The 21301-nt window shown below is 68.4% G+C and carries 20 protein-coding genes, 1 tRNA gene and 1 other RNA gene; 9 read left to right on the top strand and 13 right to left on the bottom strand.

Annotated features, from left to right (window positions below):
- Nucleotides 1-4 precede the first annotated feature (4 nt).
- The 3 genes from ACLBW1_RS00600 to ACLBW1_RS00610 all read right to left on the bottom strand — a co-directional run bounded on the left by ACLBW1_RS00600 (nucleotide 5) and on the right by ACLBW1_RS00610 (nucleotide 1970).
- On the bottom strand, nucleotides 5-925 hold the full coding sequence (locus ACLBW1_RS00600) for a pseudouridine synthase (RefSeq protein ID WP_447809458.1): 921 nt from the start codon (nucleotides 923-925) through the stop codon (nucleotides 5-7).
- A gap of 6 nt (nucleotides 926-931) precedes the next feature.
- Nucleotides 932-1369, bottom strand: coding sequence for an SRPBCC family protein (locus ACLBW1_RS00605; protein WP_447809459.1), 438 nt, complete (start codon nucleotides 1367-1369; stop codon nucleotides 932-934).
- 97 nt (nucleotides 1370-1466) lie between these two features.
- A complete protein-coding gene (locus tag ACLBW1_RS00610; protein ID WP_447809460.1) occupies nucleotides 1467-1970 on the bottom strand; it encodes an OsmC family protein in 504 nt (167 codons plus the stop codon).
- Nucleotides 1971-2128: 158 nt separating this feature from the next.
- Here ACLBW1_RS00610 and ACLBW1_RS00615 point away from each other — a divergent pair, with 158 nt between their 5' ends.
- Together ACLBW1_RS00615 and ACLBW1_RS00620 are read left to right on the top strand one after the other, a co-directional pair.
- Nucleotides 2129-3541 carry an FAD-binding oxidoreductase gene (locus tag ACLBW1_RS00615; RefSeq protein WP_447811091.1) on the top strand — a complete coding sequence of 471 codons (1413 nt, stop codon included), beginning with the start codon at nucleotides 2129-2131 and terminating at the stop codon, nucleotides 3539-3541.
- Nucleotides 3541-4866: a class I SAM-dependent methyltransferase gene (locus ACLBW1_RS00620; RefSeq protein ID WP_447809461.1), complete on the top strand. Its 1326-nt coding sequence runs from the start codon at nucleotides 3541-3543 to the stop codon at nucleotides 4864-4866. The genes ACLBW1_RS00615 and ACLBW1_RS00620 overlap by 1 nt, the downstream gene beginning before the upstream one ends.
- A 32-nt stretch (nucleotides 4867-4898) precedes the next feature.
- Here the strand turns inward: ACLBW1_RS00620 and ACLBW1_RS00625 are convergent, their stop codons facing one another.
- The 5 genes from ACLBW1_RS00625 to ffs all read right to left on the bottom strand — a co-directional run bounded on the left by ACLBW1_RS00625 (nucleotide 4899) and on the right by ffs (nucleotide 11257).
- A complete protein-coding gene (locus tag ACLBW1_RS00625; protein ID WP_447809462.1) occupies nucleotides 4899-7088 on the bottom strand; it encodes a DNA polymerase III subunit gamma and tau in 2190 nt (729 codons plus the stop codon).
- Between the two features lie 20 nt (nucleotides 7089-7108).
- Entirely contained in the window at nucleotides 7109-8467 is a 1359-nt protein-coding gene (locus ACLBW1_RS00630) for a glycosyltransferase 87 family protein (protein WP_447809463.1), read from the bottom strand.
- 57 nt (nucleotides 8468-8524) lie between these two features.
- Nucleotides 8525-9805 carry a glycosyltransferase 87 family protein gene (locus ACLBW1_RS00635; RefSeq protein WP_447809464.1) on the bottom strand — a complete coding sequence of 427 codons (1281 nt, stop codon included), beginning with the start codon at nucleotides 9803-9805 and terminating at the stop codon, nucleotides 8525-8527.
- Between the two features lies 1 nt (nucleotide 9806).
- Entirely contained in the window at nucleotides 9807-11102 is a 1296-nt protein-coding gene (locus ACLBW1_RS00640) for an aminotransferase class I/II-fold pyridoxal phosphate-dependent enzyme (protein WP_447809465.1), read from the bottom strand.
- A gap of 60 nt (nucleotides 11103-11162) precedes the next feature.
- An RNA gene (gene ffs, locus ACLBW1_RS00645) (signal recognition particle sRNA small type) lies at nucleotides 11163-11257 on the bottom strand.
- Nucleotides 11258-11353: 96 nt separating this feature from the next.
- Between ffs and ACLBW1_RS00650 the strand changes: the two genes are divergently transcribed.
- Nucleotides 11354-11442: transfer RNA gene (locus tag ACLBW1_RS00650), tRNA-Ser, on the top strand.
- Nucleotides 11443-11461: 19 nt separating this feature from the next.
- Here ACLBW1_RS00650 and ACLBW1_RS00655 read toward each other — a convergent pair.
- Together ACLBW1_RS00655 and ACLBW1_RS00660 are read right to left on the bottom strand one after the other, a co-directional pair.
- A complete protein-coding gene (locus ACLBW1_RS00655) occupies nucleotides 11462-11929 on the bottom strand; it encodes a DUF3761 domain-containing protein (protein ID WP_447809467.1) in 468 nt (155 codons plus the stop codon).
- A 92-nt stretch (nucleotides 11930-12021) separates the two neighbouring features.
- Nucleotides 12022-12426, bottom strand: a complete 405-nt coding sequence (locus ACLBW1_RS00660; RefSeq protein WP_447809468.1) for an NUDIX hydrolase — start codon at nucleotides 12424-12426, stop codon at nucleotides 12022-12024.
- A 68-nt stretch (nucleotides 12427-12494) separates the two neighbouring features.
- Between ACLBW1_RS00660 and ACLBW1_RS00665 the strand changes: the two genes are divergently transcribed.
- The 3 genes from ACLBW1_RS00665 (at nucleotide 12495) to ACLBW1_RS00675 (ending at nucleotide 16763) form a co-directional block, all read left to right on the top strand.
- A complete protein-coding gene (locus ACLBW1_RS00665) occupies nucleotides 12495-13907 on the top strand; it encodes a 3' terminal RNA ribose 2'-O-methyltransferase Hen1 (RefSeq protein WP_447809469.1) in 1413 nt (470 codons plus the stop codon).
- Nucleotides 13904-16399, top strand: a complete 2496-nt coding sequence (locus ACLBW1_RS00670) for a polynucleotide kinase-phosphatase (protein WP_447809471.1) — start codon at nucleotides 13904-13906, stop codon at nucleotides 16397-16399. Before ACLBW1_RS00665 ends, ACLBW1_RS00670 begins: the two co-directional genes overlap by 4 nt.
- A gap of 91 nt (nucleotides 16400-16490) precedes the next feature.
- Nucleotides 16491-16763 (top strand): hypothetical protein, encoded by a 273-nt coding sequence (locus ACLBW1_RS00675; RefSeq protein WP_447809472.1) that lies wholly within the window; start codon nucleotides 16491-16493, stop codon nucleotides 16761-16763.
- 39 nt (nucleotides 16764-16802) lie between these two features.
- Here ACLBW1_RS00675 and ACLBW1_RS00680 read toward each other — a convergent pair whose 3' ends face one another.
- A complete protein-coding gene (locus ACLBW1_RS00680) occupies nucleotides 16803-17159 on the bottom strand; it encodes a winged helix-turn-helix transcriptional regulator (protein WP_447809473.1) in 357 nt (118 codons plus the stop codon).
- A 120-nt stretch (nucleotides 17160-17279) separates the two neighbouring features.
- Between ACLBW1_RS00680 and ACLBW1_RS00685 the strand changes: the two genes are divergently transcribed.
- Both ACLBW1_RS00685 and ACLBW1_RS00690 read left to right on the top strand, forming a co-directional pair.
- Nucleotides 17280-17846 carry a hypothetical protein gene (locus ACLBW1_RS00685; RefSeq protein ID WP_447809475.1) on the top strand — a complete coding sequence of 189 codons (567 nt, stop codon included), beginning with the start codon at nucleotides 17280-17282 and terminating at the stop codon, nucleotides 17844-17846.
- A gap of 92 nt (nucleotides 17847-17938) precedes the next feature.
- The gene (locus tag ACLBW1_RS00690) at nucleotides 17939-18475 is read left to right on the top strand and encodes a DinB family protein (RefSeq protein ID WP_447809477.1); all 537 of its coding nucleotides are present in this window, start codon (nucleotides 17939-17941) and stop codon (nucleotides 18473-18475) included.
- Here ACLBW1_RS00690 and ACLBW1_RS00695 read toward each other — a convergent pair.
- Nucleotides 18462-18914, bottom strand: a complete 453-nt coding sequence (locus ACLBW1_RS00695; RefSeq protein WP_447809478.1) for a MaoC/PaaZ C-terminal domain-containing protein — start codon at nucleotides 18912-18914, stop codon at nucleotides 18462-18464. The genes ACLBW1_RS00690 and ACLBW1_RS00695 overlap by 14 nt on opposite strands.
- Nucleotides 18915-19070: 156 nt before the next feature.
- Between ACLBW1_RS00695 and ACLBW1_RS00700 the strand changes: the two genes are divergently transcribed.
- Nucleotides 19071-19967 (top strand): hypothetical protein, encoded by an 897-nt coding sequence (locus ACLBW1_RS00700; protein WP_447809479.1) that lies wholly within the window; start codon nucleotides 19071-19073, stop codon nucleotides 19965-19967.
- A gap of 49 nt (nucleotides 19968-20016) precedes the next feature.
- On the opposite strand, the gene ACLBW1_RS00705 is transcribed toward ACLBW1_RS00700, so the two are convergent.
- On the bottom strand, nucleotides 20017-21267 hold the full coding sequence (locus tag ACLBW1_RS00705; protein ID WP_447809480.1) for a DUF7373 family lipoprotein: 1251 nt from the start codon (nucleotides 21265-21267) through the stop codon (nucleotides 20017-20019).
- Nucleotides 21268-21301: the final 34 nt, after the last annotated feature.

Consider the following 21301-nt stretch of genomic DNA (forward strand, 5'->3'; position numbering starts at 1 on the left):
CGGATCAGAGGTCGCGGCGCGACCGGAAGGTGCGGGTGCGCCCGGTCAGCGGGTCGTCGAAGGTGAGTTCGGCGGCGACGAGACGCAGGGGCCGGGAGAAGTCGCCCGAATCCGGCAGCGACGCGAGCTCGTCGTCGATGTCGGGATAGAGCGGGTCGTCCACGATCGGTGTCCCGAGCCGTGCCATGTGCAGTCGCAGCTGGTGCGTGCGGCCGGTGAGCGGTAGGAGGCGGTACCGGGCGGTCTGGTCGGTCGGACCGGGCTCGACCGCGGCGATCCGGGTGCGTGCGTTGACCGGTCCGTCGACCACCTGCGCCTGCAGACTGCCCCTGACCTTCTCGATCCGGTCGGCGACGTCGCACGGGATCGTGACACCGGCCGGGGGCGTGGACGCGAGAGCGCGGTACTCCTTGACGACCCGCCGCTCCGCGAACATGTCCTGATACGCACGTCGGACCTCGGGCCGCCGGGTGAACAGCAGGACCCCGGCCGTCAGACGGTCAAGCCGGTGCGCGGGGCTCACCGCGTCCTCTCCGAGGAGTCGACGCAGACGGACCAACGCGGTCTCGGTGACGTGTGTCCCCCGTGGCATCGTCGCGAGGAAGTGCGGTTTGTCGACCACCACGATGTCGTCGTCGATGTGGAGGATGTCGAGCGCGAACGGGACCTCCACCTCGACCGACAGGTCACGGTAGAGGAACAGCGGCGCCAGGGCGGGCACCGTGGAGTCCGCGCTCACGGCCCGACCGGTGCGGTCGACGACAGCACCGTCGACGAACCTCGCCATCAGAGCCGTGTCGTCGATCTGCGCCAACGCCCGTTGCGCCCGCAGGGCGTCGAAGGCCCGGGCGGAAGTTCGCGGCACCACACGCGTCGCGTCGACCCCGTCCCGCGCCGGCAGCGGCGATTGCCGACGGCGGGACATCGGCTGCTACTTCTCGAGGCGCGTCTTGAGGTTCCCGAGCAGCGCGGACTGGATCCGGTTGAGGCCCTTGGGGGCGAAGGTCTTCTCGAAGAACCCGCCGATGCCGCCGGCACCCTGCCATGCGGTGGTGGTCGAGACGGTGGAACCCGAACCCGCCGGGGTGACGGTGTAGGTGGTCACCATCGTCGAGTTCGCGTCGGTCTCGGTGATCGAATTGCCGTCGGTGGTGACGGTGGCCTTCACGTTGCGGGAGCGCTTCTTCGTCGCCTGCAGCGTCCACTGCGCGACGGTTCCCGCGCCGGCCTTCCCGCTGACCACCTGGTAGTCGAGGTACTGCTCGGGCAGGATCTGCGGTCGCACCACCGTGTAGTCCGACAGCGCCGCGAGCACCGCGTCGGGGGCTGCGTTGATGTCGATCGACTGGGTCGCCGAAACCTGGGCCACGTAAATCTCCTCGATGTCTCCCGCCCACGCTCTCGCGGGCGGATGTCACCGCACAGGGTACGGATCGGCGCGGCGTCTGCCGCCCGTCACCGTCGCGTCAGCCCCGCTTCACCGCCACCGGCGCGGAACCGGCGAGGGTACGGGCGACCACGCAGTAGCGCTCGGTCAGTTCGAGCAGCTTGGCGACCTTCGCGTCGTCGGCGTCGGTGTCGAAGGTGAAGGTCAGGGAGATGTCGGTCATCCCGACGGGCACGTCGCGGTCGATGCCGAGGGTCCCGCGGGCGTCGAAGGCGCCGTCGGCACGCACCTGCGCGTTGCGGATGTCGAGCGACATCGCCGTCGCGACCGAGCGGAACGTCACACCGGCACAGGCCACCAGCGCCTGCAACAACATGTCGCCCGAGCACGCCTCGCTGCCGTCGCCGCCGGTGGTGGGGTGCAGACCTGCGGTGATGGGCCCGGCCCAGCTGTCCACGGTGCAGGTGATGTCGCCGTCGGTGAACGTCCCGACGGCGTGCAGCGGCGCGAGGGCGGCCTCGGGCTGTTCCTTGTACGAATCCTTGAGCGGCTTCTGCAGTTCGCGCAGTGCGGTGGCGTCCATGAGCCAATCGTGGCACGCGTCCGGTACGTGTTCATCCACCCGCCATGAGGTTGTGTCCGGTGGCTGGTTGGCGGGGCGCAGAGCGGGGTCCTAGTCTCATCGGGATGACGTCAGACACAGCGACGGTGACAGCTGTTGCGCGGTCGACCGGCCGGGAGATGGGTCCCGAGGCCTACGCCCGCGGGGTCGAGACACTTCTCGCCAGCTACCGCGCGATCCCCGCCCACGCCACCGTCAGGCTGGCGAAGAAGACCTCCAACCTCTTTCGCCGTCGTGCGAAGAACCCTTACCCGGGTCTCGACGTCTCCGGCCTCGACCGCGTGATCTCGGTCGATCCCGAGGCGATGACCGCCGACGTCGCCGGTATGTGCACCTACGAGAACCTCGTCGACGCGACCCTCCCCTACGGTCTCGCGCCGTTGGTGGTCCCGCAGCTCAAGACCATCACCCTCGGTGGCGCCGTCACCGGTCTGGGTATCGAGAGCACGTCGTTCCGCAACGGGCTCCCGCACGAGTCGGTGCTCGAGATGGACATCCTCACCGGCTCGGGCGAGATCATGACCGCGACGCCCACCAACGAGAACGCGGATCTCTTCCACGGCTTCCCGAACTCCTACGGGACACTGGGATACAGCACCCGGCTCCGCATCGAACTCGAGCGCGTCGACCCCTTCGTGGAACTGCGCCACCTGCGATTCACCGACATCGCGACGCTGCAGGACACGATGGACCGCATCATCACCGACGGCAGCCACGACGGCGAGGCGGTCGACTACCTCGACGGCGTCGTGTTCACCGCGACCGAGGCCTACCTGACGCTCGGCCGACGCAGCGCGGTCGAGGGACCGGTGAGCGACTACACCGGTTCCGACATCTTCTACCGGTCGATCCAGCACGCGACGGCCTCGACGCCGATCCGGGACCGGCTGACGATCCACGACTACCTGTGGCGCTGGGACACCGACTGGTTCTGGTGCTCACGGGCTTTCGGTGCGCAGAACCCGCGGATCCGCCGGTTCTGGCCGAAGAGGCTGCTGCGCAGCAGCTTCTACTGGAAGTTGATCGCACTCGACCACCGCTACGACATCGCCGACCGACTCAATGCCCGCAAGGGTGAGCCGCCCAACGAGCGGGTGGTCCAGGACATCGAGGTCCCCATCGAGCGGACCACCGAGTTCCTCGAGTGGTTCCTGCAGAACATTCCGATCGAGCCGCTCTGGTTGTGTCCGTTGCGTCTCCGCGCCGGGGACGCAGCGAGCCCCGGAAGCGATCCGGGTTCGGATCGGCCGTGGCCGCTGTACCCGCTGGAGCCGAACCGCACCTACGTCAACGTCGGGTTCTGGTCGGCGGTACCGATCCAGGAAGATGCGATCGAGGGCCGCGCCAATCGGCTCATCGAGGCCGAGGTCTCCCGGCTCGACGGCCACAAATCGTTGTACTCGGACGCGTTCTACGACGAGGAGCAGTTCGACGAGTTGTACGGCGGAGACGCGATGAGGCGTCTGAAGAAACAGTTCGACCCGGGAGCGCGTTTCCTGGATCTCTACTCGAAAGCGGTGAAGCGTCGATGATGGCGAATCACGGAACATCCACCCGCGGCGGTTCTCCGTCGATCAGGTCGGCGCCGAAGTTGTCTCTCGCCGAGATCGTCGAGGCCATCGCCGGCGGCGACCTACAGGTGCGGGTGACCGCGTACGACGGGAGCGCGGCTGGACCGACCGACGCCGAGTACGGGCTCGATCTCGTCACCCCGCGCGGCACGACGTACATGGTGACCGCACCGGGCGACCTCGGGATGGCCCGGGCCTACATCTCCGGTGACCTGAACCTCTTGGGCAGCCCTCCCGGGGACCCGTACAACGCGCTGAAGGCCCTGTCGGCGAACGTCAGCTTCGCGCGACCGAACGCGATCACGCTGGCCAACATCACCCGGTCGTTGGGGCTCGAGCACTTCAAGCCGATCGCCCCGCCCACGCAGGAGGCGCTTCCCCGGTGGCGTCGTATCGCCGAAGGGTTGCGGCACAGCCGAACCCGTGACGCCGAGGCGATCCACCACCACTACGACGTGTCGAACACGTTCTACGAGTGGGTTCTCGGGCCGTCGATGACCTACACCTGCGCATGCTTCCCCGAGCGCGACGCGAGCCTCGAGACCGCGCAGGACAACAAGTACCGCCTCGTGTTCGAGAAGCTCGGCCTCAAGCCGGGGGACCGTCTGCTCGACATCGGTTGCGGCTGGGGCGGAATGGTGCGGTACGCCGCACGCCAGGGCGTGTACGCGATCGGTGCGACGCTGTCGGCCGAGCAGGCCGATTGGGCGCAGAAGGCCATCGCCGAGGAGGGGCTCGCGGAATTCGCCGAGGTCCGGTTCAGCGACTACCGCGACGTCACCGAGACGGGATTCGACGCGGTCTCGTCCATCGGGCTCACCGAGCACATCGGCGTCCACAACTACCCCGCATACTTCGGCTTCATGCGCGACAAGGTGAAGCCGGGCGGATTGATGCTCAACCACTCGATCACCCGTCCGGACAACAAGGGCAAGCACAAGGCGGGTGCGTTCATCGACCGCTACGTGTTCCCCGACGGCGAGCTGACGGGATCGGGCACCATCATCGCGGCGATGCAGGACGCCGGCCTCGAGGTGGTCCACGAGGAGAACCTGCGCGAGCACTACGCGATGACGCTGCGCGACTGGAACCGGAACCTGGTGGCCCACTGGGATGACGCGGTCGCCGAGGTCGGTGAGTCGACGGCACGTCTGTGGGGTCTGTACATGGCCGCCTGCCGGGTGGGCTTCGAGCGCAACATCATCCAGCTGCATCAGGTGCTCGCGGTGAAGCTCGACGAGAACGGCGGCAACGGCCTTCCCCTGCGTCCGTGGTGGAACGCCTGACCCGCCGGTTGGCCACGTGACGACGCCGGGGGTCAGGTGCCGTCGATGGGGCGGGCGCCGAGTTCGGAGACGAGCAGCGCCATGGCGACCTGCTCGGGATCCATGCGGGGATCGGGTTCGCTGTCGCGGGCGTCGGCGATCATCTCGTCACGATCGGCGTCGGTGAGGTCCTCGTCGGCGACCGGTGGCGCCGGTTCCGGGGATGGTTCCTCGGGCGGCGGCGGCTCGTCCGACGACCCCGCAGCCGGGCCGTTCGATCCACTGCGCCCACCGCGGCGCGTGTAGGTGGTCTTCTCCGCGGTGCCACCCTTGCGGCCGGGACCAGTCGGGTCGCTCACCGTCGCCGCCGATGCCGCGTCGTTGGCCATGTGCACACAGCGCATCGACCACTCGCCGCCGAACACGTCGCCCATCGCCGCGCTGATCACCGTCTGACCGCGCGGTTCGGACAGTCGTGCCACCAGCGGCGCCGCGTCGTGGCTGATGACCAGTGTCGAGCCTTCGACGGCTCGTACCGTCGCGGCCGACAGCATCACCTGGATGATCTTGTCGCGCTCACCGATCTTCGCGCGGACATCGGCCCACTTCGCGCGCACGGTCTCGACGTCGACTCCGGGCGCGGCGGGTGCGCCGGGATCGGCTGCGGCGGGCTCGGCCGGTTCCGCTTCGGGCTCAGGCTCGGCCGGCTCGGGTTCGAGCAGGGGCGGTTCGGGCTCGACCTCGGAGGCGGGTTCGTCGGCGATCTCCGGCTCGGGTTCGTCGACGACCTCGGGCTCGGGTTCGACGGCAGCGACCGGCTCGGGCTCCGGGGCCACCTCGGGGGCGGCGGGCGCGTCGGGCACGACCGCGACCGGCTCGGCGACGGAATCGCCGGTCGGCGCCGGAGGCGCAACGGCGGGCGCCGCTTCGGGCTCCGGTGGTGGCTCGGACTCGACCTCACGACGCTGCGAGGGGCGCACGAACTTCGACCCCGCGTCGGTGTCGGCGGGCGCGGCGGGCGGTCCGGCGGGTCCGGGCACCACTGCGGGTGCCGATGCGCCGATCTGCGCCGTGACCGCGGGTGCGCCGCCGGCGAGCTGCGCCTCGATACGTTCGATCCGTTGCAGCACTGCCGATTCCGCGTCCGACGCCGAGGGCAGCAGCATGCGGGCGCACATCACCTCGAGGAGCAGGCGCGGCGAGGTGGTGCCGCGCATCTCCCCCAGTGCGGCGTGCACGGTCTCGGCGAAGCGCGTCAGCGTGGCCGGGCCGATGCGCTCGACCTCGGCCCGCATGTGTTCCACCTGGTCCTCGGGGACCTCCACGAGCCCGCGCTCCACCGCATCGGGCACGGCCTGCAGCAGGATGAGGTCGCGGAACCTCTCGAGCAGATCGACCGCGAAACGGCGGGGATCGTGGCCGGCGTCGACCAGCCGCTCGACCGCACCGAACAGGGCGGCGCCGTTCGACTCGGCCAACGCGTCGACCGAGTCGTCGATGAGCGCGACATCGGTGACGCCGAGCAGGGCCAGCGCACGCTCATAGGTCACGCCCTCGGGCCCGGCACCGGCCAGCAACTGGTCGAGCACACTCAGCGAGTCACGCGGCGAGCCGCCACCCGCCCGGATCACCAGCGGGAAGACCGGCGGCGCGACGGTGACGTTCTCCTTGGCGCAGATCGACTCGAGCAGGCCGCGCATCACCGCGGGCGCGAGCAGCCGGAACGGGTAGTGGTGGGTGCGCGACCGGATGGTCTGCAGCACCTTCTCGGGCTCGGTGGTCGCGAAGATGAAGATGAGGTGCTCCGGCGGCTCCTCCACCACCTTCAGCAGCGCATTGAAGCCCGCGCTCGAGACCATGTGCGCCTCGTCGATGATGAACACCCGGTACCGCGACGACGCCGGGGTGTAGGAGGCGCGGTCACGCAGTTCACGGGTGTCGTCGACGTTGCCGTGACTGGCCGCGTCGAGTTCCATCACGTCGAGGTTGCCCGGGCCGCCCGGCGCGAGCGCGACGCACGAGTCGCACACGCCGCACGGTGTCGAGGTGGGGCCCTCGACGCAGTTCAGTGACCGGGCGAGGATGCGCGCCGACGACGTCTTGCCGCAGCCGCGCGGCCCCGAGAACAGATACGCGTGGTTGATACGGCCGGAATCGAGTGCCCGACACAGCGGCTCGGTGACATGTTCTTGCCCGACGACGTCGGCAAACGTAGCTGGTCGATACGTCCGGTACAGGGCCACGCGAGAAAGACTACCGGCGCCTACCGACGCGCCGGGCGCCCACCGACAGCACTGTCCACAGGCTCGTCGGTGACGTCACCCGCCCCACGCGTCGACGTCGCGCGCCCACCGATCAGATACGCGCCGAGCGTCGCGATCGCGGTGACCAGCAGGACCCACAGATAGGGCTGCGCAGCGAACCACTCGAACCATGGCGGCACCGGGTTCATGAACAGGCCGATCCCGTAGAAGGGTCGCAACCCCAGGGCGCCCTCGGGCACGAAGAACTTCCACACGAACGTCGAGAGCACGAGAGCCACCGGCAGTGCGATCAGCGTCACGGCGCGCACGTACGCCCCTCGCGTCCAGGCCCGCAACACGAGGTCGACCGTCACCACCAGCAGGGGCACGAACCACACCCAGTGGTGTCCCCACGAGAACGGCGACACCGCCGTCGTCGTCATACCCGTCAGCGACAGTGCGAGGACGTCGTTGCCGCGGCGATGGGCAGCAGCCGCGGCTCCCAGTCCCAGGGCCGCGACGACGACGACCGCCAACAGCCACAGCGCCGTGTTCGGCTCGCGGGTGCCGAAGATGTGCGCGATCGCGCCGCGCAACGACTGGTTCGCCGGGTTACGCACATCGCCGACGCGTTGGGAGTCGAAGACCTTGTCGGTCCAGAACATCCACGACTGCTTCGGGATGAACACCACCCCGACCAGCACCGTCGCCACACCGGTGGCCGCGGCCACCGCCACCGCCCGCCACGAGCGCGTGACGGCGAGGAAGAACACGAAGAACGCGGGGGTCAGCTTCACGCCGGCGGCGAGCCCCACCCCGACACCGCGGAGACGACTGCCCTCGGGACGCCGCAGATCCCACATCACGACGGCCATGAGGAAGACGTTGATCTGGCCGTACCAGATGGTGGTGCGCACCGGCTCGAGCAGCAGCGCGATCCCCACCAGCGACGTCGCCACCACCACGAGCCGCGCATCGAAGCGATAGCCCAGCGCCCGAAAGCTCGCGACCACCACGTAGAACAGAGCCACCACCACCAGGATCGACCACGCCACGACGGCGACGTCCTTGCTCACCCAGGCGAGCGGCTGCATCACCACCGTGGAGAACGGCGTGTAGGTGTAGTCGAAATGCCCCAGCACGGGTCGGTCGTAGATGGGTTGCCCGTGCAGAAGGTGTTGGGCCCCTGCGCGGTAGACGCGGAGATCGGCCTGATTCCGGAAGAGTCCGAAGACGCGCGCGTGGAACGGGATGTAGGCGTACTGCAGGTACAGGGCGACCGCGGTGAGGGCGACGGGGATCGCGTAGAGGGCGGGGTGACGCGGGAGGGTTCTCCCGGTCACCTCGCGCCCGACGACCTTGTCACTGTCGGACGACATCGCTCGCGCGGCCACTGTTGCACTCCTGGACTCGATCGACACAGGTGGCGTCGATCGTCAGGAATGATAACCATCGACGGCGAGCGCCCGGGATTCGAACACGGACATCCGTGCAGGGACCAGGATCACCAGTGTCGTCACCGCGGCCACGACGAACACCCAGTTGTAGGGGTCGAGGGTGAACCACCGGAGCCACTCGATGCCGTGCTTGAAGAACAGACCCGTGTAGCGGGCGTCGGGGTGGGTGTCGCCGACGAAGGTCATCGGACCGTCGATCACCGTGCGCCACGCGAACGTCACCAGCAGCAGCGCGACGGCGGCCGATCCCGCCACGAGCGCCGTCATCCGGGTCCGCGCCACCAGCGCGTGGTGCACGACGATCACCCCGAGGGGTACCACCCACACCCAGTGATGGCCCCACGACATGGGCGACACCGCGCACGATGTCATCCCCACCAACGTCACGGCCAGCAGTTCCTGGCCGCGTCGATGCGCGACCACCGCCGCCCACATCCCGAGGCCCGCCGCGAGCAGTGCCAGCAGGAGCCAGGCGACGGTCGAGGGGGTGTCGGTACGGAAGTAGTTGGCCAGGGCCCCGCGGATCGACTGGTTGCCGACGGTGTCGGGCACGCCGACACGATCGGAGTCGAAGAACGTCCCCGTCCAGTACCGCCACGAGTCGCGGGGCAGAACCGCGAACGCCACCACGATCGTCCCGACGAACCCGACCATCACGCCGATCGCGGCCCGCCACCGACGCTGCACCACCAGGTACAGCACGAAGATCAGCGGAGTCAGCTTCACGCCCGCGGCGATGCCGGTGCCGACCCCGTGCAGACGCGAGCCGTCGGCGCGCAGCAGATCCCACAGGATGACCGCCATCAGGAAGATGTTGACCTGCCCGAACCAGATGGTGCTGCGGACCGGTTCCATCAGTGCCGCCACCAGCACCAACGACACCGCGATCACCCGCAGGCGCGGCGTGATCGGACGGCCCAACGCCCGGAAGGACAGGGTGATCACGAGATACAGCGCGACGAAGATCGCAGCGGTCCAGACGATGCGGGCGGCGAGGAACGACATCCACGCGAACGGCGTGAACACCACCACCGACACCGGGGCGTAGGTGTAGTCCATCTGACCCAGCAACTTGGCGTCGTAGAGGGGCCCGCCGTCGAGGACGGTGCGGGCCCCGGCGCGGTAGACGTCGAGATCGAGCTGGTTGTCGAACAGTCCCCAGAACGGGACGTCGTATCCGATGATCAGGTGCTGCACGTAGACGGCCAGGACGCCGAGGGCACCGAACCCGGCGACGATCAGCGTCCTGCGGGAGAGCACCTCAGGACTTCGGGTCGGGAACCGCACCCACCGAGAGCAGCTTGTCGGCCGCGGCGAGCAGCACGCAGGTCGCGACGCCGTCCATCGCCGTGGCCAGTTCCTCCGTGCCGGGGAAGGTGGGGGCCAGACGGATGTTGCGGTCGTACGGGTCGCGCTTGTACGGGTAGGTGGAACCGGCTGCGGTCAAGGCGATCCCGGCGTCCTTCGCCAGTTCGATCACGCGCGCAGCGGTGCCGTCGATGACGTCGAGGCTCACGAAGTAGCCGCCCTCGGGCTCGGTCCACGACGCGACCTTCGAATTGCCGAGGCGGTCGGACAAGATCTGCGCGACCAGCGCGAACTTGGGCGCCAACAGCTCTCGGTGCTTGGCCATGTGGGCGCGCACACCGTCGGCGTCGCCGAAGAACATGAGGTGTCGGAGCTGGTTGACCTTGTCGGGGCCGATGGAGCTGATGCCGACATGCTTCTGATGCCAGGCGATGTTCGACTCCGACGACCCGAGGAACGACACCCCGCTGCCGGCGAACGTGATCTTCGACGTCGACCCGAGCACGTAGGGGCGGTTCGGGTTGCCCTCCTGCGCGGCGATCTCGAGGATCGGAACCGGCACCGGGAAATCCTCGGTCAGCGTGTGCACGGCGTAAGCGTTGTCCCAGTACAGGCGGAAATCGGGCGCCGCGGCGGGCATCGCCATCAGCCCACGGACCACGTCCTCGCTGAAGCTGACCCCGGTGGGGTTGGAGAACGTCGGGACCGCCCACAGCCCCTTGATGGTGGGATCGTCGGCGACCAGGGCCGCGCAGGCGTCCACGTCGGGGCCGTTGGGCAGCATCTCGACGGTGACCATCTCGATGCCGAGGCTCTCGCAGATCGCGAAGTGACGGTCGTAACCGGGTGCGGGGCACAGGAACTTGACCGGATCGCGTCCCCACGGGGCGTCGGAGTCGGGTGTGCCGTGCAGCATGGCGAACACGGTCAGGTCGTACATGATCTCGAGGCTCGAGTTGTTCGCCGCGATCAGTTGCTTCGGCGGCACGGCCAACAGTTCACCGAAGATCTCGCGCAGACCGGGCAGGCCGGCGGTGCCGCCGTAGTTGCGGCAATCGGTACCCGAGGGATCGGTGTGGGTGTCACCCGGAAGCGACAGCAACCCGTTGGAGAGGTCGAGCTGATCGGGTGACGGTTTGCCGCGGGTCAGGTCGAGTTTCAGCCCTGCGGCCTGCAGCGTCTCGTAGAGTTCGGCCAGCTCGTCGCGGGTGGTACCCAGTTCGGCGGCACTCATCGAGTGGTAGTTCACGCTGGCCTTTCGCAGACGATCTCTTCCGGTCCGACACCACCGCGCCGTGGTGGACTCATGAAAAGAGGATCCCGCGCACCCGAGAGAGCCCGTTGACCCTTGCTGCCTTCCGACCCTGGGGGAGTTCACAGGATGCACGCCGCGCGGGATCCGAGGCCAAGTGTAGACGGTGGGGTGGCGGCGACTCCAACCCTTGGCGCGACCAGGGCCTTTTTGGTCGTCATCCCCGCCGCGGCTACTATCGCAGCACTGGAGGATTCGCCTAGTGGCCTATGGCGCTCGCCTGGAACGCGGGTTGGGTTAACAGCCCTCAGGGGTTCGAATCCCCTATCCTCCGCCAGTCAGACCTTTATTGTCCGTCAGCTGCTGCCGAACAGGACAAGCGGACCGAGGGCTGCGCTTCCGAGCGCCAACCCACCGATGGCGAAGCTCCCGAGAATGATGGCGGCCGCATCGCCGTCCGTCGGGCCAGATCCCGAACCGCTGTCTATCCCGCCGTGGCGGGAGCACGCACCCTGCCGTGTCGTGGCGTGGCTGTAGGTACCGTCTTTGCAGCGGATCCCGCTCGGCGTCGAGTTGGGCTCGGGGATGCACGATCCCCGCGAATTCTCGTAGTAGCCCGACCCGCAGCCGTCGCTCACCGTGTGGACGGGACCAGGATCAGCTTGCGCGACGCTCGATCCGGTAGCCGTCGCCCCGGTGAACATCGCCAGGGTCAGTGCGCCCGTCACAGCAGTCGAAGCAAGCGCGCGTCGCAACATCATTGTCCGCATCGGGCGATTCTCGGACATCGCTCCGCGGTCGATCGTGAGACGCGCCGAACTCATCTGAACAGCCGACGCGGTACACGACATTCACCTCTGGCGGCCGGCCTGTGGAGTATCCACACCCCGATCCTGAGCGGTGATGATTGTGGACGTCAGGCTCGCGACGCCAGGAGTGGGAACACCGCCTGGGTGAGCAGCGGGGCGACGTCGGGACGGTCCCCGACGAACGGTTCGAGCCAGCGCAGCTCCGCGATCTCCGCGGCAGCACCGGGGATGTCCACCCATCCATGTTCGAAGACCGATGCGCGAAGGGTGTGACCGTCCTCGTTCGCCGCGGGGGTCGCGAAGACGCCGAGGTCGACGAGCAGTTCCGGATCGAGAACGGCACCGACTTCTTCGAGCACCTCACGGATCGCGGCCTGTGCCGCCGACTCCCCCGCCTCGGGTTTGCCCCCCGGGAGCATGAACCGCGACGTCCCCCGTTTGCGGACGGTCAGCACCCGTCCCTCGACGTCGCGGATCACCACCGCACTCACCACGATCAGCCGCTCGGTCACATCGTGAGAGTAGTCAGGGCGCCGAAAACCTGAGGTGTCCGAGCGCACCGGTGCGGCACACTGACCCGATGTTCCTGACCATCTCGGCGCACCGCTCGCGCGCGTTCGACGTCCCGAGCGACCTCGGCCACCTGCTGCACAAGCACCCCGACCGGGTGCAGTCGTTCGACGTCTACGGCGGGACGGCGCAGGTCTTCTACCCCGAGGTCACCGAGGACAGATGCACCGTCGCACTGCTGCTGGAGGTCGATCCGGTCGCACTCGTCCGCGGGCGCTCGGGCGCGCGCGACGGTTTCGCCCTGGGGCAGTACATCAACGACCGCCCGTACGTGGCGTCGTCGCTTCTCGCCGTCGCGATGGGCAAGGTGTTCCGATCGGCACTGAACGGCCGCTGCCCGGCTCACGAAGACCTCGTCGACCGCGCCGTCGATCTGGAGATCACCCTGCCCGCGGTGCCCGGGGATCCCGCACTGCTGCAACGACTGTTCGGCCCGCTGGGGTGGACGGTGGACGCAGCTCCCGTCGTTCTCGACGCAACCCGACCGGAATGGGGCGAGGCACCGTTCGTGTCCCTCACACTGCGCGGAACCCTGCGACTCGCCGACGCGCTGAGCCATCTCTACGTCCTGCTCCCGGTCCTCGACGACGCCAAGCACTACTGGGTCGGGGAGAGCGAGATCGACAAGCTGGTCCGCACGGGGGGCTCGTGGCTGGCAACGCACCCCGAACGCGACCTCGTCAGCCACCGCTATCTCGCGCGCCAGCGAGGCCTGAAAGAGGCCGCGATACAGCGCCTTGTCGAACTCGACGACCGCCCGGCCGACGACGCCGTCGCCGACGAGGTGGCCACCACCGCACGCCCGCTGGTGCGCGCCCGGCACGACGCGGTCCTCCAGGCGGTGCGCGAACTGCAGCCCGCATCGGTGGTCGACCTCGGATGCGGCCAAGGAGCACTGCTGGCGTCACTTCTCGAGATCCGTGGCGTGACCACGGTGGTGGGCACCGAGGTGTCCGACTCGGCGCTGTCGACGGCCGCGACCCGGTTGCACACCGATCGCATGACCGAACGACAGTCCGAGCGACTGCAACTACTGCTGTCGTCGCTGATGTACACCGACGACCGACTCGAGGGGATGGACGTGGCGGTGCTGATGGAGGTCGTCGAACACATCGACCCCGAACGGCTCCCGACCGTGGAGTCGACGGTCTTCGGGTCGATGCGCCCCCGTGCGGTCGTCGTCACCACACCGAACGCCGAGTACAACGTCCGCTACCCCGGTCTCGCATCGGGCGCGTTCCGTCACACCGACCACCGGTTCGAGTGGACGCGAACCGAGTTCGCCACCTGGACCGCAACAACGGCCGACCGATACGGCTACTCGGTCGACCTGCGCACGGTGGGCGAGATCGTCGACGCCGTCGGATCACCCACGCAGATGGCCGTTTTCCGTGTTCGCGAGCCGCTGGAGGAGGCGTCATGACCGAGCTGGCCATCCCGCGTCTGTCGCTGGTGCTGCTCATCGGGACCAGCGGGTCGGGCAAGTCGACCTTCGCCGCCGAACATTTCGCGCCCAGCGAGGTCATCTCGAGCGACGACTGCCGGGCGATGGTGTCCGATGACTCCAACGATCAGGGCGCCACCGCCGACGCCTTCGACGTGCTGGAGTACATCGCCGGCAAGCGGCTCGCCCGCGGGCTGCTCACGGTGATCGACGCGACGAATGTGCAGGCGTCGTCGCGGAAGTCGTTGCTCGCGCTGGCCAAGGAGCACGACGTGCTCCCGGTCGCGATCGTCCTCGACCTCCCGGTGTCTCTCGCCGTGGAACGCAACGCATCACGCGCCGACCGGACGTTCGGGTCACACGTGGTGAAGCGCCAGCACGACCAGCTGCGGCGCTCACTGCGCAGTCTCAAACGCGAGGGATTCCGCACCGTCCACGTGCTCGACTCCGTCGATGCCGTGGCGCAGGTGTCGTTCACACGAACCCGACTGTTCAACGATCGCAGCGACGACCACGGGCCGTTCGACGTGATCGGTGACGTCCACGGCTGTCTCGGCGAGCTCCGGGACCTGTTGGTGCGACTGGGTTACGCGATCGCCGAGAACGCCGATGGGCAACCGGTCGATGCCACCCACACCACCGGACGACGCGTGGTGTTCGTGGGCGACCTCGTCGACCGCGGCCCCGACTCCGTCGGCGTGCTGCGTCTCGCCATGGGGATGGTCGCGTCGGGCAACGCGCTGTGCGTGTCGGGTAACCACGAGGCCAAACTCGCTCGCGCGCTGGTTCGCAGGGACGTCACCCCGAGTCACGGACTGCTGGGAACGCTCGACGAGCTCTCGGCGGCCGGCCCCGAGTTCACCGCCAACGTGCGCGAGTTCTGCGACGGTCTCGTCGCCCACTACGTCCTCGACGAGGGGCGGCTGGTCGTCGCACACGCAGGGCTGAAGGAGAAGTACCACGGACGCGCGTCGGGTCGCGTCCGTGCCTTCGCGCTGTACGGCGACACCAGCGGTGAGACCGACGAGTTCGGGCTGCCCGTGCGTTACCCGTGGGCCGACGACTACCGCGGTGCCGCAACGGTTCTCTACGGGCACACACCGGTACCGACCACCGAGTGGGTCAACAACACCCTGTGTCTCGACACCGGGTGTGTGTTCGGCGGCAGCCTCACGGCCCTGCGCTATCCCGAACGGGAGATCGTCTCGGTGCCCGCGTCGGCCACCCACTACGAGCCGGTCCGGCCGCTCGCACCGCCCGAGCGGGATCCGCAGGTGCTCGCGCTCACCGACGTGCTCGGGCCGCGCGTCATCGACACCGCCCACATGGGTCGGGTCTCGTTACGCGCGGAGAACGCGGCCGGCGCCCTGGAGGTGATGAGCCGCTTCGCGGTCGCACCGGATCAACTCGTGTACCTGCCCCCGACGATGTCGCCCGTCGACAGCTCGTCGCGCGACGGGATGCTGGAGCACCCGGACGAGGCGTTCGACTTCTTCACGAAGAACGCGGTGCCGCAGGTGATCTGCGAGGAGAAGCACATGGGCTCGCGGGCCGTGGTGAAGGTGGGTGTCGACGGCACAGGCGTCGTCCACACGCGGACCGGTCGTGCCTTCTTCGACTCCGACACCCAGACCGAGGTCCTGACGGCGGTCGCACGCGCGGCGCACGCGGCGGGGGTGTTCGCGGAACTCGATGCCACGTGGATTCTGCTCGACACCGAGATCCTGCCGTGGACGGTCAAGGCCGAGGCGTTGGTCCGTGACCAGTACGCCCGTGTCGGTGCCGCGGCGACGACCGCTCTACCGGCCGCCGTCTCCGTCATCGCGGCGGCCGCCGATCGCGGGCTCGCGGTCGGTGATCTACTGGCCCGGACGCGCTCGCGCGCCACCGACGCCGACCGGTTCGTCGACGCCTACCGTCGCCACGTGGCGCCGATCAACTCTCCACTGGGTATCGCGATCGCGCCGTTCCAGGTCCTCGCGAGCGATGGCACCACCTACGAGACACGCGACCACGGTTGGCATCTGGGGATCGCCGATCGACTCGTCGACGAGGCTCCCGAGCTGTTCCGCACCACGCGGCGACAGGTGGTGGACACCGCCGACGCGTCGTCGCGAGCGCAGGGGATCGCGTGGTGGGAGGAACTCACCGGCTCCGGCGGTGAGGGGATGGTGGTCAAGCCGCTCACCAACGTCGGGCGCGGACCGAAGGGGCTCGTGCAACCGGGACTGAAGGTGCGGGGTCGCGAGTACCTGCGGATCATCTATGGCGCCGGCTACACCGATCCGTCCACGCTCGAGGGATTGCGGCGACGCAACCTCGGGCAGAAGCGGTCGATGGCGCTGCGCGAATACGCCCTGGGGTTGGAGGCTCTGCGTCGCGCCACCGAGGGCGAGCCGCTGTGGCGCATCCACCAGTGCGTGTTCGGACTCCTCGCGATGGAATCGGAGCCGGTGGACCCACGGCTCTGACCTCCGTTGCACGACCGCTCTTGATTCGAGAGCGGTCGTGCGATTGACTTGCACCCTCGAACACCGTTGCCACTCACCGAGGAGTAATGCCATGTCGGACCGACCCGTCACCGCCGCGACTGTCGTCGGCGCAGGCCTCGCGGCCACCGGCGTGGCCCACTTCGTCGTGCCGCAGGCTTTCGCCGGCATCACCGCGCAGGCCTTCCCCGACGACACCGCGACGTGGATCACCCGCAACGGCATCACCGAGACCGTGGTCGGTACCGCCATCGCGATCCCCGCGACCCGCAGGTTCGGGTGGATCGGGCTCGGCGCCTACGTCGCATTCCTCGGCGCGCAGGCCGTCCGATCGGGCTCGCGCTAGAAGCGGTTCGACCATCGCCGTTCTCGGCGAGGGCCGCGTTCAGTGATCCGCTGATCGGTCGACGATGCGCGCGGCCCAGTCGTCCGCCCAGGCCGCCAGCGGGGCCCCCATCTCGAGCAGCGCGTTCGCGTCGCCGGTGAGCGCGTACCCGGCGTCGGTGCGTTCGACGAGCCCCACCTCGCGCAACTCGGCCAGTCTCGTGTTCAGCGTGCTCGCGGCCACTCCGCCCGCACGGTCCTGCAGTGAGCGAAACGACGCCGGGCCCTCGGCCAGCGCCCAGAGGATGCCCAGTGTCGCCCGACGGCCCAGCAGGTCGAGGAGAACCATGACCGGGCGCCCGCTGGTGGAACCGCGCACCGGGCGACCGGGCCGCGGAGTGGCATCGGCTCGTCCCATGCCGGTCAGCCTAATGAGCCGATAGGACCCGCGCCGGGAACATTTCGCACCGGCCAACGCATCCCATGTGCAACCGATCGACAGACCCACTGCGATCGCCGCACTCCGAGGAGACCTCAGATGACCACTCGCGAATACGACACCAACAGCGACCGCCATGCCGACGTCCGTCTCATCGACACCGACGGCGACGGACGTGTCGACGTCTCCGAGCGCGACACCGACTTCGACCGGCGGGTGGACCTGAAGCTCACCGACAGCGATCACGACGGTCGAGTGGACATCGTGCAGACCGACACCGACCACGACGGCCGATTCGACGTCACCGAGCGCGACGTGGACGGCGACGGTCGCGTCGACGCCACGGGCCCCTACGCACCGGACAACCCCCTGTCGAAGGTCGGCGTCCACACCACGACCGACGCGAACGGTGACCACGTCACGTTGTCCGACACCAACGGTGACGGACGCATCGACTTCGCCCAGGTCGACACCGACGGAGACGGCCGGATCGACAAGCAGAGTTCCGACATCGATCACGACGGGCGAGTGGACATCGTGCAGACCGACACCGACCACGACGGGTTCCTCGACACCCACCAGGTCGACACCGATCACGACGGCGCGTTCGACACCACCTCGCACATCCACACCCCCGCGCCCTACGCCGAGGGCCACGAGTACTGAGATCCTGCCGATCTCCGCACAATTCGCGCCAACCCCCTCCAGAGATGCCCTGTGGTCGGCCGGACCACAGGGCATCTCGCTACCGTGCGGTGGTGCCGATCGAACGCGACACCGCCGACTGGACCTGGGTGCTGCGCAAGGCCTGCCCTGCCTGCGGACTCGACGCCTCCCGGATCCCGTTCGACGCCGTCGCCGACCTCACTGAGGACAACGTGACCCGATGGCCCCGAGCGCTCGACGTCGCCGATCCCGCGCAGCGTCCGAACGACCACACCTGGTCGCCACTGGAGTACGCGGCGCACGTCCGCGACGTCTTCCGGATCTTCGCCACCCGTCTCGAACTGATGCTGACGCAGACCGATCCGCAGTTCGACAACTGGGATCAGGACGCGACGGCGATCGCCGAGCGCTACGCCGAGCACGACCCCGCGATGGTCCTCACCGAACTCCGCGACGCCGGCCTCGCTCTCGCGAGGGACTTCCGCGGGGTCCCCGCCGATGCGCGCGACAACACCGGTCGCCGCAGTGACGGCAGCGTGTTCACCGTCGAGACCCTCGCGCGGTACTTCATCCACGACCCGGTGCATCACCTCGTCGACGTCACCGGCGAACGTCTCAGCTCTCGGTAGCCGACCTGCGACGAGCCGCGATCTCGAGGGCCATGGTGAGGACCGCACCGTCGGGTGAGTCGAGCAGGCCCATCAACGACACCCTCGCGCGGTCGGGTCGGTGCAGCTCCACGGCATCGACGGTGATCGATCCCGTCAGCTCCATCCCGGGTCGCACCGGCCGGAGCAACCGCACGTCGTTCATCCCCCGGCCGGCGATCGTGGCCCACCGATCGAACACCGCCGGGACCGCGAGTCGCTGGAAGATCGCCATGGTGTGGATGCCGCTGGCGATGATGCCCCCGAAGAAGTGGTCGGCGGCGAACGCCCGGTCGGTGTGGAACCGCTGCGGATCCCACTGACGCGCGAAATCGATGATCTCGTCCTCGGTCGGCGTGTGGCTGCCCAACGGCCAGACCGAACCGACCTCGAGTTCGTCGGCATGGATCAGTGCACTCATCGTCCCGATACTGCCAAGTGGACCCAAGGCCTCGATCACCGCAGGTCACGAAGTCACGAAAAAACTTTTCCGAACTCCGGAACATTCCTCACACCCGGCCGCATCCAATGCTGTGACCGACAAGAACAGCCACAACGAGCACCGAGGAGAAACACCATGAAGGTCGACCAGAACGACACCAACCACGACGGCACCAACGACGTCTACCTCGTCGACACCGACGGTGACGGCCGCACCGACGTCGAGGAGAAGGACACCGACTTCGACGGCCGCGCCGACGTGCGCCTCGTCGACAACAACGGCGACGGTCGCTCCGACGTCACAGACACCGACACCAACGGAGACGGCCGCTACGACAGCCGCTCGATCGACACCGACCACGACGGCTACGCCGACGCCTCCGGCACCCCTTCGGGCGCGGCCACCGCGCACTCGTTCGCCGGATCCACCGCGACCGGATCCTCCTCGAGCGCGTCGTCCCCGAGCGCGTCCTCGTCGGACAGCTCCTCGACCTACGGCAGCTCGGGCGCCGACTCCTCGACGAGCCCGTACTCGGGGACCAGCACGTCGAGCCGGTACACCGCCGACGAGACCCGGTCGGGCAGCAGCGGCGACACCGCCGGCTCCGGTCACGCGGGGTCGACGAGCAGCGACAGCTACGGCTCGTACGGCACCGACTCCTCGAGCAGCTCGTCGGGGAGCACCTCGGCGGGGGGCAGCTCGGCGGGGACGTCGGGTATGCGGTGGAGCACCGACTCGCACGGGGCCGACGTGATGCTGGCCGACACCGACGGCGACGGGAAGATCGACATGGGGCAGAAGGACACCGACCACGACGGCAAGGTCGACGTGCTCGCCTTCGACACCAATCACGACGGCCGGATCGACATGGTCATGCGCGACACCGACCACGACGGCACGCTCGACACCAGCGAGGTCGACTCCGACCACGACGGCCACGTCGACTCGACGACCGCGATGCACACCTCGGTGCCGTTCATCGAGGATCCGTCGGCACATTCGGCCTCGGACACCTACCACCACGGGTACTGAGTTCGGATCCGGGTGCAGGGCACAAGCTCTGCACCCGGGGAGGGGTCGGTCAGTTGGCGGTCTGATCGGCCCGGGTGAGGATGAGGTACTGCGCCGAGATCTTCTGCGCCACCACGGTCGGATCGCGATCGTCGGCCTCACCCACGTAGCGCCCCACCGTCACGAAACAGGTGTTCTCCTGGCCGTTGTCGGTGTCGCGCGAGACGCATGACGCGATCGGCAACCCCTTCGGCGAGTCGACCTTGGTCGCCCCGTTCTGGACGTCGGCGTTCACCAGGTCGTTCATGATCGACGTCGCACCGGTGCCGGTCGCCGCGCGATAGACCGTGGTGTCCCACACCGCGTTGTGCGTCGACTGCGCCGAGGTGAGTGCCGACAGCATCGTCGACGGCGACGACGCGATGTGCGCCATCCCCCGCGGCCCGTAGACCGCTCGGTCAGAACCGTTGACCGCGTTCGCATCCTTGTTCGGCAGGGCATAAAGAAGGATCTGATCTTGATCGACAGCGACCTCGACCGGCTTCCCGCCGTTCTGCGACTTCGTGGGCGTGGCGGGGAACCCGTCGATCAAGCCCGGCTCGCGACGGAGGATCGTGCGCACCGTGTCCTCACTCCGCTTCTCCTGTCCCGCAGGAGCAGTCGCCCAGGCATAGATCACGTAGTCCTTGTAGGGCGTGAAGGTGGCGAGGGTCGGGGCGATCGGCACAGCGGCACTGCCCCCGGCGTTCGTCCGGGCCGCCAACGTGGTGCCGAGGCCGGCGAGCGGCACGGGGATCGCCTTGTTCTGACGCACCATGGCGTCGAACATCGACCGCGACGCGGTCACCGCCGCACCGGTGTCGGTGTAGCGCACCACCATCAGGTTCATCCCGCGCGTCGGGTCGCTCAGCTTCAGCTGCGGGGTGCCCGCCGAGGTCACGAACCCGGCGACCAGACGGTCGTTGGCGGGGACGAACGCCGCATCGCGACCGACCACGTTGGTCAGATTCGCGCGACTGCGGATGATCGACGTCGGGTTCTTCACGTCGGTGAACTCGGGGTCGATCTCGAAGGGCGCATAGACGAACTCGGCCATCCGCTGGCCCTCGTACTCGACGATCTGCTCGCCGGTGGCCATGCCGAACGCCGGCGAGGGGGTCGTCTGATAGCTGCCCGGGTCCAGCGCGGCGAGATCGACCTCACCGGGCGACAACGTCTGCGAGGCGGGGGTGGCCTGTCCGTCGACCGACATCGTGCACCCCGTCACGGTGGTCGCGATGAGCACGGCGGCAACGCCGGCGAGAACTACTCTCGACCGCATGTGGTCTCCTCCTGCTGGGATCGGGCCCAGTTAA

This window comes from Williamsia sp. M5A3_1d, assembly GCF_053345315.1.